This is a genomic window from Methylobacterium frigidaeris, from assembly GCF_022179185.1.
GTDB lineage: Bacteria > Pseudomonadota > Alphaproteobacteria > Rhizobiales > Beijerinckiaceae > Methylobacterium > Methylobacterium frigidaeris.
Genome location: NZ_BPQJ01000356.1, coordinates 1 through 236, shown reverse-complemented (window position 1 = coordinate 236; position 236 = coordinate 1). Strand labels below are relative to the sequence as shown.

The window sequence follows — 236 nt, the reverse complement described above, 5'->3', positions numbered from 1 at the left end:
CGCGTTGCACTCCGCCTCAGCCCGCACCAGCCAGTGCCGCGTGAATACGGAATGGTCACCGCGATGGAAGAGCTGCACCAATACGCTGAGAGGCCCTTCGCCTTCGTCGGGCGATACCTCCGGCGCCGCTGGGTGCCCCACCTGGTGATCCTGATCTCCGTGCTCGGTGCGGTCGGGTTCTCGGTCTCGACCGACTATGCCCTCAAGGGCGTGGTCGACGCGCTGACCAAGGGGCC

General features: G+C 66.9%; 1 pseudogene. It reads left to right on the top strand.

The features are described 5' to 3' along the window. Positions 1-51: 51 nt before the first annotated feature. Positions 52-236: pseudogene (locus MFF64_RS37345) on the top strand (ABC transporter ATP-binding protein); the annotation flags it as partial.